Genomic DNA, 13,132 nt, shown 5'->3' on the forward strand with positions numbered 1-13,132 from the left:
CGCACACGTCCAACACGGCGGCGGCGGGCTGACACCCTCAGATATCGCACCCGCCCGGCTCCACCAACACCAGATCGATGAGTTGCAACGCCTATACCGGATTGCCGACGTGTTGCCGCTGACCCCGCTGCAGCAGGGATTGCTCTTCCATGCCCGAGCCGCACAGCGCACGGGGGATGACGTTTACGCGGTGCAGCTGGGTATCACGGTGAGTGGTCCGCTTGATCCGGACCGGCTGCGCGATGCGGTGCAGATCGTGATTCAGCGGCATCCTCACCTGGCGGCCCGGTACCTCGAGCATTTCGATCAGCCGGTGCAGGTTATCCCCGCTGATCCCGGGGTGCCCTGGCGGTATGCCGAGCTGAAGGCTGGGGACGTCGAGCAGTGGGTGGAGTGGCTGTGCGCCGCCGAACGCGCTGCGGTGTGCGCCCTCACCGACGAGCCGCCCGTTCGCGTTGCATTGATTCGCACCGCACCAGAGCAGCACCGCATCGTGCTCACAAATCATCACATCGCGCTCGATGGTTGGTCGCTGCCGCTATTGCTGGCCGAAATCTTCGCAGGTTATCAGGGGCAGCGGCTGCCCGCGCCGGTTCCGTATCGCCGCTTTGTCAGCTGGCTCGCCGAGAGGGACCTCGAGGCCGCGCGCGCGGCCTGGGGTGCGGTGTTGGCCGGCTTTGAAGTTCCCACTTTGGTCGGGCCAGCGGATCGGGTGGGGCAGGGGTGTCGTGGTGTGGCCTCCTATCGGGTGTCGGAGCACATCACCGGCGCGATAAGCGAACTGGCCCGCGCGCAGCACACCACCGTCAACACCGTGCTGCAGGCGGCCTGGGCGCAGCTGCTAGCAGGGCTCACCGGCCAGCACGACGTCGCCTTCGGTGCGGTGGTCTCGGGCCGGCCGGCCGAGGTGCCGGGCGCCGACGCGATGGTGGGCCTGCTGATCAACACCGTGCCGGTGCGGGCCAACCTCACGACGACAACCACCACTACCGACCTGCTCGATCAGCTGCAGCATGCACACGCCAAAACCGTTGAGCACCAACACCTGGCGCTCAACGAGATCCACCGCATCACCGGCCACGGACAACTGTTCGACACCGTTTTCGTCTACGAGAACTACCCGACCGAGGCCGCAGCCTTGGTGGGGGCCGACGGGTTGACCGCAAGCGAGCTCAACATCCACGACTGTTATCACTACCCCCTGACGATCCAGGCTGGGCCGGGCCGTGAACTCAACCTGAGGGTGCAGTACCGCACCGATCTTTTCGCCATCGCCGAGATCGAGGCGGTGGTGGAGCGATTTACGCGGATGTTGGCCGCCATGACCGCTGACCCGGCGCTCCCGCTCATGTCGCTGAATCCAACTGATGGGAACGGTCGTAGTTGGGGCAGCGGGGCGGTGCTGACCCAACCCGCGACCACAGCGGAGCCGTCGCCGAAACGTCATGTCATCGGTGGCAGTGATAGCCCCGCTCCGACCACCCTGGTCGATGAACTTCTGGCCGACATCTTCGTCCAAGTGCTGGGCGTGGGCCGCGTCGGAGTCGACGAGTCATTCTTCGACCTGGGTGGGGACTCGCTGTCGGCCATGCGAGCAATCGCCGCGATCAATACGGCCCTGAACATCGAACTCCCCGTGACCACGCTCTTCGAAGCGCCATCGGTTCGACGGCTGAGCGAACAGGCGAGCAAACATGCCAGCAAAGAGAATTTCCTGCGGTGAATTCAGGAGAGTCGGTGAAATCCCTTCTTAAAAGGTTGGTATCCGGGCTGATTGACCCGGTCGTGTTCGGCCTGATTGTGTTTGGGACTGCCGGCACACTCCACTACTGGCAAGCGTGGGTTTTTCTCACGGTATCTTCCCTTTCGACATGGACGCTCGGCATCTTCCTGCTGCGTACCAACCCCACCGTGCTTCAGAGGCGCACGCGTGGCGGGCCGACAGCAGAGACTCGAAGTGCGCAGAAGATCATCATCGTCGGCTGGTACTTGTCGCTCGCCGCAACGGTTGTGCTCAGCGCCCTTGACCATCGCTTTGGTTGGTCGGCGGTACCAACCGCAACCTGCTTGGTCGGCGATGTCCTGGTAGCCGTCGGCCTCAGTGTGGTGATGCTTGTGGTCATTCAAAACAGTTATGCGGCGGCCACAATCCGCGTCGAAGCAGACCAAAAGCTGACGTCTACCGGTCTCTATGGGCTGGTGCGGCACCCCATGTATTCCGGCAACGTCATCATGATGGTCGGCGTCCCGTTGGCGCTCGGTTCCTACTGGGGACTGGTCTTCGTCATAACGGGCGTGATCATGCTCGCCCTGCGCATTCGGGACGAAGAACAGCTTCTCAGAGGCGAATTGGACGGATACCGCGAATACACCGAAAAGGTTCGCTACCGCCTCGTGCCGTGTATGTGGTGACCCTATTTCCCAACGTTGTGGATCAGCTCTACGCTCCTCGCGGCAAATCAGGATCACACGCGGTGCCTGATTTACGGCTGATCACTACGCTCGCCGGCGGGCTGCATTGTCGCCTGCTTCGAGTTCGACAGAGCGGCTCCAGCGGTTTACGCAATATTGCACACATGTCGAAATATCCCGCTAACATCAGCTAACCGACGGCAGTAAATTTTCCGCCGGTCATCTCACCAGTAGAAAGGTGTGATCGATGGAAAAGATACTGAAAGCTATTGCAGTGGCCGCGGTCCTGACCGGTGTGATGCTGGGGTCGTCGGGCTGCATAACGATAGACCTTGCCCCCCACGTTCTTGGCCCGGCAACTGGCCTCTGACGGCGGATGAATTCGTTCGTCATTAGCTTGACGAACGCCGACTGCCGGCGGCGACGCGGCTGCTGACATAGCGTGTGTCATCGCTGTGCTCTCAAAAGCGATGTGGCTGGTCACATCTCAAGAGGGAGGGCGCTAGGCCGCATCGGGCCCTGGACGCTTTTCGCCGACAAGTTTTCACTTCCATGAGTGAGACTGAATTTCTCGTGGGTGAAATCGCTCCCGCATGGAATCTGCATACCTCGCATTCGGTGAGCGCGGCGCAAAGCGAATCGACCGTTTAAAAGTCAGGGCCAAGGTCAATCTTTAGAGCTACAGGTTCCTGATGGGAGGTCCTTTGATGAGCAAGCTTATTCGCCACATGGCGGGCGCCGCCATGATGGCAATAGCGCCGATGACGTACGTGGTTGCGGTGTCTCCGGGGATGAGCTCGGCTCAACCCCCAGACTGCGGTCCGGGGAACTGGTGGAACCCGGGAGCCAATGCGTGTCAGCCGTTGGGGGCGCCGCCGCCGCAAGATTGCGGCCCGGGGAACTGGTGGAACCCGGGAGCTAATGCTTGTCAGCCGTTGGGGGCGCCGCCGCCGCAGGATTGCGGTCCGGGCAACTGGTGGGACCCAGGGGCCAATGTGTGCCGCCCCGTCGTGCCACCGCCGCCGTCTTAGAGCCGGAGCGCGGGGGAGTTGAGCGCGGCCCCGGTGGCGCGCAAACAAAGCCGTATCAAGTCGTATATCGGTCTTACGAGTCGCCGAGTGCCCTCGGTGAGATTCGAACTCACACTGTACGGGTTTTGAATCCGTTTCCTCTGCCAGTTGGGATACGAGGGCGCGGCCTCTTACCTTAGAGGCAGCCTCCCACCATAGAGGATCAGGAGTGCCCGCCAGTCTCACCGCCCCCGAGGTCGCTGGTCTGAGGCGGTCACGACACAATATTTGTCATGACAGGCCCCACGACCGACACCGACGCCGCTGTGCCGCGCCGGGTCCTGATCGCTGAAGACGAAGCGCTCATCCGAATGGATCTCGCCGAGATGCTCCGGGAGGAGGGTTACGAGATCGTGGGCGAGGCCGGCGACGGGCAGGAAGCCGTCGAACTGGCCGAGCGCCATCAGCCGGATCTGGTGATCATGGATGTGAAGATGCCGCGCCGCGACGGCATCGACGCGGCCTCGGAGATAGCCAGCAAGCGCATCGCCCCGATTGTGGTGTTGACCGCCTTCAGCCAACGCGACTTGGTGGAGCGGGCGCGGGACGCCGGCGCGATGGCCTATCTGGTGAAGCCGTTCACCATCAGCGACCTCATCCCGGCCATCGAATTGGCCGTCAGCCGCTTCAGCGAGATCGCCGAACTCGAACGCGAGGTGGCCTCGCTGTCCGACCGACTGGAGACCCGCAAGCTCGTGGAGCGCGCGAAAGGGCTGCTGCAGAGCGAACAGGGCATGACGGAGCCCGAGGCCTTCAAGTGGATTCAACGGGCCGCGATGGACCGCAGGACCACGATGAAGCGGGTGGCCGAAGTCGTCCTCGAGACATTGGATCCGTCCAAAGACGCCTGACTGTGCACCCACGGCGTCCGATGTGCGCTGGTGGCGACGACACGCCGACGCCAGCCGCCGTGGTTGCACAGTGAAGGCCGCCAGCGGCGGTAAACCCTAGCGCGCGACGATCACCGACGAGCCGTGCCCGAACAGCCCCTGGTTGGCGGTCACCCCGACGGTGGCGTTCTCCACCTGCCGGCCGGTCGCCTGGCCACGCAGCTGCCAGGTCAGCTCGCAGACCTGAGCGATCGCCTGGGCGGGAATCGCCTCGCCGAAGCACGCCAGCCCGCCCGACGGGTTGACCGGCACCCGGCCGCCGATGGTGGTGGCGCCGCTGCGCAGCAGCTCCTCCGCTTCGCCCTTGGGGCACAGCCCCAGGTGCTCGTACCAGTCGAGTTCCAGCGCGGTGGACAGGTCGTAGACCTCGGCCAGGCTCACGTCTTCGGGCCCGATGCCCGCCTCGGCGTAGGCCGCATCGAGGATCTGGTCCTTGAACACCCGCTCCGGTGCGGCCACGGCGGCGGTGGAATCCGTTGCGATGTCCGGCAATTCGGGCAGATGCTGCGGGTAGCGGGGGGTGACGGTGCTGACCGCACGCACCGACGGCACGCCCTCGAGCGAGCCGAGGTGCTTGCGGGCGAACTCGGCGCTGGCGACGATCAGCGCCGCGGCGCCATCGGACGTGGCGCAGATGTCGAGCTGCCGCAGCGGGTCGGAGACCACCGGACTTGCCAGCACGTCCTCGACCGAAGATTCCTTGCGGTAGCGGGCATTCGGGTTCTGCAGGCCGTGCTGGGAGTTCTTCACCTTCACCGCGGCGAAGTCCTCGGACGTCGCGCCGTAGAGGTCCATCCGCCGGCGCGCGAGCAACGCGAAGTACACCGGATTCATCGCCCCGATGAGGTGGAAGCGCTGCCAGTCGGGGTCGTTTTTGCGTTCGCCGCCGACCGGCGCGAAGGCGCCCTTGGGTGTGGTGTCGGCGCCGATGACCAGAGCGACGTCGCAGAAGCCGGCCAGGATGTGGGCGCGGGCGCTCTGCAGCGCCTGGGAACCGCTGGCGCAGGCGGCGTAGCTCGAGCTGACCGGCACACCGTTCCAGCCGAGCTTCTGGGCGAACGTCGACCCGGCGATGAAGCCCGGGTAGCCGTTCCGGATGGTGTCGGCGCCCGCGACCAACTGGATCTGCTGCCAGTCCAGCCCGGCCTCGGCCAGCGCGGCCCGCGCGGCGACCACCCCGTATTCGGTGAAGTCGCGGCCCCATTTGCCCCAGGGATGCATTCCGGCGCCGAGGATGTAGAGCGGTTCCGGAGCGCTCATGAGGCCACCTTCCACGCGTGCACGAGGCGTTCGACGCCGTCGTCGTCGGTGAACAGCGGCATCGTGGTCAGCTCCATCTCCATGCCGACCTTCAGATCCGCCGCCAGCGTGCCCTCGACCACCTTGCCCAGCACGATGATTCCCTCGCCGGCCAGTTCCACCGCGGCGATGGCGAACGGCTCGAACGGGTCCGCCGCCGGGTAGGGCGCCGGTGGGGGATAACGATTCTCGGTGTAGCTCCACAACGTGCCCCGGGTCGACAACGCGACGGGCTCTAGGGCATCGCTGGCGCACGCCGGGTTGGGGCAGTTGTTCTCCCGCGGCGGGAAAACGTAGGTGCCGCACTCGGGGCACTTGCTGCCGATCAAATGGGGATTTCCGGCGTCATCGGTGGCGAACCACCCGTCGATCGCGGGTTCATGAGTGGTGACCTCGGGCACTGGGCCAGACTACCCAGCGCACACCCAAAACTGAAACGTGTTGCAGTTCTCCCGGTGGCGCGGTTGGGGCGCCCAGCCCGTCACACCGGGTGCTTAGAGTGAGACGCGTGCCCGCCACCAAAACCACCACGAAGGCCAGCGAGGAACAAACCGCGCCGACGCTGATGCTGCTGGACGGCAACTCGCTGGCGTTTCGGGCGTTCTATGCGCTGCCCGCCGAGAACTTCAAAACCCGTGGCGGGCTCACCACCAATGCGGTCTACGGCTTCACCGCGATGCTGATCAACCTGCTCCGCGACGAAGCCCCGACGCATATCGCCGCGGCCTTCGACGTGTCCCGCCAGACTTTCCGCTCCGAGCGCTACCCGGAGTACAAGGCCAACCGCTCGGCGACGCCCGACGAGTTTCGCGGCCAGATCGACATCACCAAGGAAGTCCTCGCGGCGTTGGGCATCACCGTGCTCGCCGAGGAGGGGTTCGAGGCCGACGACCTGATCGCCACCCTGGCCACGCAGGCCGAGAACGAGGGCTACCGGGTGCTGGTCGTCACCGGCGACCGCGACTCGTTGCAGCTGGTCAGCGACAACGTGACGGTGCTGTATCCCCGTAAGGGGGTCAGCGAGTTGACCCGGTTCACCCCGGACGCCGTCGTCGAGAAGTACGGGCTGACGCCTCGGCAGTATCCCGATTTCGCCGCCCTGCGTGGCGATCCCAGCGACAACCTGCCGGGCATTCCGGGCGTGGGGGAGAAGACCGCCTCCAAATGGATCGGCGAATACGGGTCGCTGCAGGGGCTGGTGGACAACGTCGACTCGGTGCGTGGAAAGGTGGGCGACGCGCTGCGCGCACATCTGGCCAGCGTCATCCGCAACCGCGAGCTGACCGATCTCGTCAAAGACGTGCCGCTGGCCCAGACCCCGGACACGTTGCGGCTGCAACCGTGGGATCGCGACCAGATTCACCGGCTCTTCGACGACCTGGAGTTCCGGGTATTGCGCGACCGGTTGTTCGAGACCCTCGCCGCGGTGGAGCCCGAGGTCGACGAGGGCTTCGACGTGCGCGGTGGCGCGCTGGAAGCCGGCGAGCTGGCCGTGTGGCTGGCCGAGCACAGCTCGGGTAAGCGGTTCGGCCTGGCCGTCGTCGGCACCCACCTGGCCTACGACGCCGACGCGACCGCCCTGGCCATCGTCTCCGCCGACGGCGAGGGCCGCTACATCGACACTTCCGAGCTGGATCCCGAAGACGAAGCGGCGCTGGCGTCTTGGCTGGCCGACCCCGGGCCGCCCAAGGCGCTGCACGAAGCCAAGCTGGCGATGCACGACCTGGCCGGGCGGGGCTGGACGCTGGCAGGCGTCACGTCCGACACCGCGCTGGCGGCCTACCTGGTGCGCCCCGGGCAGCGCAGCTTCTCCCTCGATGACCTTTCGCTGCGCTACCTGCGCCGCGAACTTCGCGCCGAAAACCCTGAACAGCAACAACTTTCGCTGCTCGACGATAACGAGGGCACCGACGACCAGGCCGTGCAGACGCTGATCCTGCGCGCGGTGGCGGTGCTGGACCTGGCCGACGCGCTCGACGAGGAGCTGGCCCGCATCAACTCCACCTCGTTGTTGAGCGGCATGGAGCTGCCGGTGCAGGCGGTGCTGGCGGGCATGGAAAACGCCGGTATCGCAGTCGATTTGGATCTGCTGAGCGAGCTGCAGAGCGATTTCGCCCACCAGATCCGCGACGCGGCCGAGGCGGCGTATGCGGTGATCGGCAAACAGATCAACCTGGGCTCGCCAAAACAGCTGCAGGCGGTGCTCTTCGACGAGCTGGAGATGCCGAAGACCAAGCGCACCAAGACCGGCTACACCACCGACGCGGATGCGCTGCAATCGCTTTTCGACAAGACCGGCCACCCTTTCCTGCAGCATCTGCTCACCCACCGCGATGCCACCCGGCTCAAAGTCACCGTCGACGGGTTGCTGAATTCGGTCGCCTCGGACGGGCGCATCCACACCACGTTCAACCAAACCATCGCCGCGACGGGCAGATTGTCGTCGACCGAGCCGAATCTGCAGAACATTCCGATCCGCACCGAGGCGGGGCGGCGGATTCGCGACGCGTTCGTCGTCGGCGACGGCTACGGCGAGCTGATGACGGCCGACTACAGCCAGATCGAGATGCGCATCATGGCCCACCTCTCCAAGGACGAAGGCCTCATCGAGGCGTTCAACACCGGCGAGGACCTGCACTCCTTCGTGGCTTCGCGGGCATTCGGCGTCCCGATCGAAGAGGTCACCGCCGAGCTGCGCCGCCGGGTCAAGGCGATGTCCTACGGCCTGGCCTACGGATTGAGCGCGTACGGCCTTTCCGCCCAGCTGAAGATCTCCACCGAGGAAGCCAAAGACCAGATGGAGCAATACTTCGCCCGATTCGGGGGAGTGCGCGACTACCTGATGCAGGTCGTGGAGCAGGCCCGCAAGGACGGTTACACGTCAACGGTCTTCGGCCGCCGGCGCTACCTGCCCGAACTCGACAGCAGTAACCGTCAGGTGCGCGAAGCGGCCGAGCGCGCGGCGCTCAACGCGCCGATTCAGGGCAGCGCGGCCGACATCATCAAGGTGGCGATGCTCGAAGTGGACAGGGCGATCAAGGATGCCGGGCTGGCGTCCCGGATCCTGTTGCAGGTGCACGACGAGTTGCTGTTCGAGGTCGCGTCGGGCGAGCGGGAACAGCTGGAGGCGTTGGTACGCGACAAGATGGGCAGCGCCTATCCGTTGGATGTCCCGCTGGAGGTCTCGGTGGGTTACGGCCGCAGCTGGGACGCTGCGGCGCATTAGACGACTAGCGCGCCGAACCAGGGAGTGTCATGAACGCAGGCTGGATCGTTCCTTTCATCGTCCTGGGCGGCGCGCTGCAGACGTGCGGAGCCGCCATGAACGGCCAGCTCTACAAGCACCTGATCAACCCGTGGCTGGCGTCTGCGATCTCATTCGCGGTGATCACCGTTTTCTTCATCGCCGCGTTCGCGTTGATGCCGAAACCGCTGCCCACCGCCAGGGATGTCGCGTCGATGCCCTGGTGGGCCGTGGTCGGTGGCCTGGTCGGCGCCGTCCAGGTCTATGCCGGCCTGACCCTGGTCAACCGGGTCGGGGCCGGCACTTTCATGGGCATCACCGTCACGTCAGCCCTCGTCATGTCGCTGGTGATCGACCATTTTGGCTGGTTGAGGCTCGATCCTCATCCGATCACGCTGCCCAGGGCCCTCGGCGGCGTGCTCATGGTGTGCGGCGTAGTGCTGATCGCCAAGTTCTGACTGGTGGCTCGTCCGAATTTGCCCGCACGTCGTGTCCGCGTCAGACTTGCCGAGGTATGAGCGGCCGAGTTTGGCCAGCATGTGCCCAGTCGAGTAGCCTCGACAGGTAAATCCCAATTGTCCCTACGACCAAACCTGTCCGGAGCAACCCAACAACATGCCGAGTCCCGCCGTCACCTCGCCGCAAGTAGCCGTCAACGACATTGGCTCGAGCGAGGACTTTCTCGCCGCAATAGACAAAACGATCAAATACTTCAACGATGGCGACATCGTCGAGGGCACGATCGTCAAAGTGGACCGGGACGAGGTGCTCCTCGATATCGGCTACAAGACCGAGGGGGTCATCCCCGCCCGCGAACTCTCCATCAAGCACGATGTCGACCCCAACGAGGTCGTTTCCGTCGGTGATGAGGTCGAAGCCCTGGTCCTCACCAAGGAGGACAAAGAGGGCCGGCTGATTCTGTCCAAGAAGCGCGCACAGTACGAGCGCGCCTGGGGCACCATCGAGGCGCTCAAGGAGAAGGACGAGGCCGTCAAGGGCACCGTCATCGAGGTGGTCAAGGGTGGCCTGATCCTCGACATCGGGTTGCGCGGCTTCCTGCCCGCCTCGCTGGTGGAGATGCGCCGAGTGCGCGATCTGCAGCCGTACATCGGTAAGGAGATCGAGGCCAAGATCATCGAGCTGGACAAGAACCGCAACAACGTGGTGCTGTCGCGGCGCGCCTGGCTGGAGCAGACCCAGTCCGAGGTGCGCAGCGAGTTCCTCAACCAGCTGCAGAAGGGCGCCATCCGCAAGGGTGTCGTGTCCTCCATCGTCAACTTCGGCGCGTTCGTCGACCTCGGCGGGGTGGACGGTCTGGTGCACGTCTCCGAGCTGAGTTGGAAGCACATCGACCACCCGTCCGAGGTGGTCCAGGTCGGCGACGAAGTCACCGTGGAGGTGCTCGACGTCGACATGGATCGCGAGCGGGTTTCGTTGTCGCTCAAGGCGACTCAGGAAGACCCGTGGCGCCACTTCGCCCGCACCCACGCCATCGGCCAGATCGTGCCCGGCAAGGTCACCAAGCTGGTTCCGTTCGGTGCGTTCGTGCGGGTCGAGGAGGGCATCGAAGGTCTGGTGCACATCTCGGAGCTGGCCGAGCGCCACGTCGAGGTTCCCGACCAGGTGGTCGCCGTCGGCGACGACGCGATGGTCAAGGTCATCGACATCGACCTGGAGCGCCGCCGAATCTCGTTGTCGCTCAAGCAGGCCAACGAGGATTACACCGAGGAGTTCGACCCGGCGAAGTACGGCATGGCCGACAGCTACGACGAGCAGGGCAACTACATCTTCCCCGAAGGCTTCGACTCCGAGACCAACGAGTGGCTCGAGGGCTTCGAGAAACAGCGCAACGAGTGGGAAGCCCGCTACGCCGAGGCCGAGCGCCGGCACAAGATGCACACCACGCAGATGGAGAAGTTCGCCGCCGCCGAGGCCGCCGGGCCCGCCGAGCAGTCACCGGGCAACGGTGCTCCTCCGGAGAAGGCGGGCGGATCGCTGGCCAGCGATGCGCAATTGGCCGCTCTGCGGGAGAAACTCGCCGGCAACGCGTGACGCTTTCCTGACCACGCCATGCTGCGCATCGGGTTGACCGGTGGCATCGGCGCCGGCAAGTCGGCGCTGTCGTCCACCTTTGCGCAGTGCGGCGCAGTCATTGTCGACGGGGACGTCATCGCCCGAGAGGTGGTGCGGCCGGGCACCGAAGGGCTGGCGGCGCTCGTCGAGGCGTTCGGTGACGACATCCTGCTGCCGGACGGATCGCTGGATCGACCGGCGTTGGCCGCCAAGGCGTTTCGCGACGACGAGGCCCGCAAGACGCTGAACGGGATTGTCCACCCGCTGGTGGGCAATCGCCGTTCGGAGATCATCGCCTCGGTGCCCGAGGATTCGGTTGTCGTCGAGGACATTCCGCTGCTGGTCGAGTCCGGCATGGCGCCGCTGTTCCCGCTCGTCGTCATCGTGTACGCCGACGTCGAGGTGCGGCTGCGGCGCCTGGTCGACCAGCGCGGCATGCCCGAGGACGACGCCCGCGCCCGGATCGCCGCGCAGGCCAGCGACGAGCAGCGCCGCGCGGTCGCCGATATCTGGTTGGACAACTCCGGCAGCACCGAGCAGTTGGTGCAGCGCGCCCACGACGTGTGGAACAACCGCATCCTTCCGTTCGCACACAACCTGAGCGCCCACCAGATCGCCCGGGCTCCGGCCAGGTTGGTGCCGCCCGATTCGAGTTGGCCGGACCAGGCGCAACGAATCGTGAATCGCTTGCGGACCAGCTGCGGTCATCGTGCCCTGCGGGTCGACCACATCGGCTCGACCGCCGTGCCGGAGCTCGCCGCCAAGGACGTCATCGACGTCCAGATCACCGTGGAATCCCTCGCCGTCGCAGACGAACTCGTCGAGCCGTTGCTGTCCGCCGGGTACCCGCGCCTGGAGCACATCACCGCTGACATGGCAAAGGACGACGCCCGCAGCACCGTCGAGAGTTATGACCACACGAGCGATCCGGCGCTGTGGCTCAAGCGGATTCACGCCGCAGCGGATCCCGGTCGACCCACCAATGTGCACATCCGGGTGGACGGCTGGCCCAATCAACAGTTCGCCCTGCTGTTCGTGAACTGGTTGACGGCCAACCCGGAGGCCCGCGCAGACTATCTGAGCGTCAAGCGCACCGCCGCAAGGTCCGGTGGCGGAGACATCGCGGGTTACGTCGAGGCGAAGGAGCCGTGGTTCCTCGACGCCTACCGCCGGGCCTGGGAGTGGGCCGACTCGACGGGCTGGAAACCCTAGGCTAGGGCAATGGTGCCCCGCACTGCAGCGTCCCGTTCATCGGGTCCGCACTGCCGGCCACCGGCCTGACCAATTGGTCGGATTGGACGAAAACGTTGTCGTCCACGTCGATCTCGCAGTGCACGTTCGCCGAGTACGGGAAGCGCACCACGATGCGCATGCCGGCCAGCTGTGGATCGGGCAACACCGTGTCGGCTTCGAATGCGTTGCCGGGCATCGAGCTCAGCCCGGCCGTGTTCGTCTGACCGCCGTTGATCACGAAGGTGGCCTGACTCCCCGTCGTGACGCCGTCGATCCTGGCTCGATAGGTGATGTTGTGCAGATCCGCCCGTGCCGTTACCGGATTCAACACGGCGATAACGGATACGGCGGCGATCGGCAGCAGACCGCGGGCTGTGCAGCTCATAGGAGCTGAGATTACGCCCGACGTAGCCCGGTTCACCAGGCTGGCTATCGGGCCGCCGGCGGCTACCGCGCCCGCCAGGTTAGCTCCATGCCGTGGTGTGCCAGCCACCGCGACAGGTCATAGCCGTTGGCCGCCAACCCATCCACGGCGGCCACAGCGCGTCGCACCGCCTGCTCGGCGACCTCGGGGGTCAGCAGGCCGTGGCGGACGGCGTCCAGCAGCTCGTCGACATCGGTGAGGTCGGCTCTGGCGCCGGTGCGCACCTCGATGTCCAGATAGTGATCCTCGGAGTGCCACGACGTGGGGCCGGGCAGGTATTCGCCCACGTCCAGGTAGTAGTCATGGTCGCGTTCATGCCCGGGATTGAAGTGAAACACGGTGGCGCGCAAGCCTAACGACGGCAGCAGCCACGACTCGAGGTAATGGAACTGGGCGCGACCGGGAGTGGGGCGGGCGACGTAGAGGCCCCACGGGTGCACCGCATACTCGTCGACGGTCCGCACGATGCCCTTGGGATCGGTGTTCG

Annotated in this window: 11 protein-coding genes and 1 tRNA gene; 7 read left to right on the forward strand and 5 right to left on the reverse strand. The window is 65.4% G+C overall.

Going from position 1 to position 13,132, the window contains the following annotated elements; all coding sequences use genetic code 11:
* Together AC5Y7E_RS12540 and AC5Y7E_RS12545 are read left to right on the forward strand one after the other, a co-directional pair.
* Positions 1-1,723: condensation domain-containing protein (locus tag AC5Y7E_RS12540; protein WP_499949204.1), on the forward strand; the 1,723-nt coding region annotated here is incomplete at its 5' end.
* Positions 1,724-1,737: 14 nt separating this feature from the next.
* Entirely contained in the window at positions 1,738-2,412 is a 675-nt protein-coding gene (locus tag AC5Y7E_RS12545) for a methyltransferase family protein (RefSeq protein WP_499921840.1), read from the forward strand.
* 1,119 nt (positions 2,413-3,531) lie between these two features.
* Here AC5Y7E_RS12545 and AC5Y7E_RS12550 read toward each other — a convergent pair.
* Positions 3,532-3,605 (reverse strand) — tRNA-Leu (locus AC5Y7E_RS12550).
* A gap of 110 nt (positions 3,606-3,715) precedes the next feature.
* Between AC5Y7E_RS12550 and AC5Y7E_RS12555 the strand changes: the two genes are divergently transcribed.
* A complete protein-coding gene (locus tag AC5Y7E_RS12555) occupies positions 3,716-4,333 on the forward strand; it encodes an ANTAR domain-containing response regulator (RefSeq protein ID WP_064952729.1) in 618 nt (205 codons plus the stop codon).
* A 96-nt stretch (positions 4,334-4,429) separates the two neighbouring features.
* Here the strand turns inward: AC5Y7E_RS12555 and AC5Y7E_RS12560 are convergent, their stop codons facing one another.
* Both AC5Y7E_RS12560 and AC5Y7E_RS12565 read right to left on the reverse strand, forming a co-directional pair.
* Positions 4,430-5,632: a lipid-transfer protein gene (locus tag AC5Y7E_RS12560; RefSeq protein ID WP_499921838.1), complete on the reverse strand. Its 1,203-nt coding sequence runs from the start codon at positions 5,630-5,632 to the stop codon at positions 4,430-4,432.
* Complete coding sequence (locus AC5Y7E_RS12565) at positions 5,629-6,072, reverse strand: Zn-ribbon domain-containing OB-fold protein (RefSeq protein WP_499921836.1); 444 nt, start codon at positions 6,070-6,072, stop codon at positions 5,629-5,631. Before AC5Y7E_RS12565 ends, AC5Y7E_RS12560 begins: the two co-directional genes overlap by 4 nt.
* A 164-nt stretch (positions 6,073-6,236) precedes the next feature.
* On the opposite strand from AC5Y7E_RS12565, the gene polA reads away from it, so the two are divergent.
* The 4 genes from polA (at position 6,237) to coaE (ending at position 12,200) form a co-directional block, all read left to right on the forward strand.
* Positions 6,237-8,897 (forward strand): DNA polymerase I, encoded by a 2,661-nt coding sequence (gene polA / locus AC5Y7E_RS12570; RefSeq protein WP_499949500.1) that lies wholly within the window; start codon positions 6,237-6,239, stop codon positions 8,895-8,897.
* A gap of 29 nt (positions 8,898-8,926) precedes the next feature.
* Complete coding sequence (locus tag AC5Y7E_RS12575; protein ID WP_499949206.1) at positions 8,927-9,373, forward strand: DMT family transporter; 447 nt, start codon at positions 8,927-8,929, stop codon at positions 9,371-9,373.
* Positions 9,374-9,530: 157 nt separating this feature from the next.
* Positions 9,531-10,967, forward strand: a complete 1,437-nt coding sequence (rpsA, locus tag AC5Y7E_RS12580) for a 30S ribosomal protein S1 (protein ID WP_499921832.1) — start codon at positions 9,531-9,533, stop codon at positions 10,965-10,967.
* A gap of 18 nt (positions 10,968-10,985) precedes the next feature.
* Positions 10,986-12,200: a dephospho-CoA kinase gene (coaE, locus tag AC5Y7E_RS12585; RefSeq protein WP_499949207.1), complete on the forward strand. Its 1,215-nt coding sequence runs from the start codon at positions 10,986-10,988 to the stop codon at positions 12,198-12,200.
* A gap of 1 nt (position 12,201) precedes the next feature.
* Here the strand turns inward: coaE and AC5Y7E_RS12590 are convergent, their stop codons facing one another.
* Positions 12,202-12,606: a hypothetical protein gene (locus tag AC5Y7E_RS12590; RefSeq protein ID WP_499949208.1), complete on the reverse strand. Its 405-nt coding sequence runs from the start codon at positions 12,604-12,606 to the stop codon at positions 12,202-12,204.
* Between the two features lie 62 nt (positions 12,607-12,668).
* Positions 12,669-13,109, reverse strand: coding sequence for a ribonuclease FAU-1 family protein (locus AC5Y7E_RS12595; protein ID WP_499949209.1), 441 nt, complete (start codon positions 13,107-13,109; stop codon positions 12,669-12,671).
* Positions 13,110-13,132 lie beyond the last annotated feature (23 nt).

Source organism: Mycobacterium sp. NGS17 (assembly GCF_059813205.1).

What these genes read in the sequence shown, in the direction of transcription:
- AC5Y7E_RS12555 (WP_064952729.1), top strand. Translation starts at nt 3,716, where the DNA reads ATGACAGGCCCCACGACCGACACCGACGCCGCTGTGCCGCGCCGGGTC.
- AC5Y7E_RS12560 (WP_499921838.1), bottom strand. Translation starts at nt 5,632, where the DNA reads ATGAGCGCTCCGGAACCGCTCTACATCCTCGGCGCCGGAATGCATCCC.
- polA (WP_499949500.1), top strand. Translation starts at nt 6,237, where the DNA reads ATGCTGCTGGACGGCAACTCGCTGGCGTTTCGGGCGTTCTATGCGCTG.
- AC5Y7E_RS12575 (WP_499949206.1), top strand. Translation starts at nt 8,927, where the DNA reads ATGAACGCAGGCTGGATCGTTCCTTTCATCGTCCTGGGCGGCGCGCTG.
- rpsA (WP_499921832.1), top strand. Translation starts at nt 9,531, where the DNA reads ATGCCGAGTCCCGCCGTCACCTCGCCGCAAGTAGCCGTCAACGACATT.
- coaE (WP_499949207.1), top strand. Translation starts at nt 10,986, where the DNA reads ATGCTGCGCATCGGGTTGACCGGTGGCATCGGCGCCGGCAAGTCGGCG.
- AC5Y7E_RS12590 (WP_499949208.1), bottom strand. Translation starts at nt 12,606, where the DNA reads ATGAGCTGCACAGCCCGCGGTCTGCTGCCGATCGCCGCCGTATCCGTT.